Origin of the sequence: Pseudarthrobacter sp. AG30, from assembly GCF_003116525.1 — a bacterium.
Taxonomy (GTDB): domain Bacteria; phylum Actinomycetota; class Actinomycetes; order Actinomycetales; family Micrococcaceae; genus Arthrobacter.
Genome location: NZ_QEHL01000089.1, coordinates 1 through 256 on the forward strand (window position 1 = coordinate 1; position 256 = coordinate 256).

1 protein-coding gene is annotated in these 256 nt (G+C 68.4%); it reads left to right on the forward strand.

What is annotated here, in order from left to right:
- A partial coding sequence (locus DC347_RS21435) for a hypothetical protein (RefSeq protein ID WP_206073990.1) occupies positions 1-256 on the forward strand: 256 nt, incomplete at both ends.

Sequence of the window (256 nt, forward strand, 5' to 3'; positions counted from 1 at the left end):
GGACGCCCCGATCCGAAGCCGGGCAACTTCGCGCCGCAGTACGCCACCACCCGCGACTACATCGGCATCGTGGACAAGGTGACGGGGCGCAAGCTGGACTGGTTCTTCAACGTCTACCTGTACCAGGCCGCGCTGCCGAAGCTGGATGTGCAGCGCCGCGGCGACACGCTGGACCTGCGCTGGCAGGTGCCGCACGACCTGCCGTTCCCGATGCCGGTGGAGGTGCGTGTGGACGACGTCGTGCACACCGTGCCGA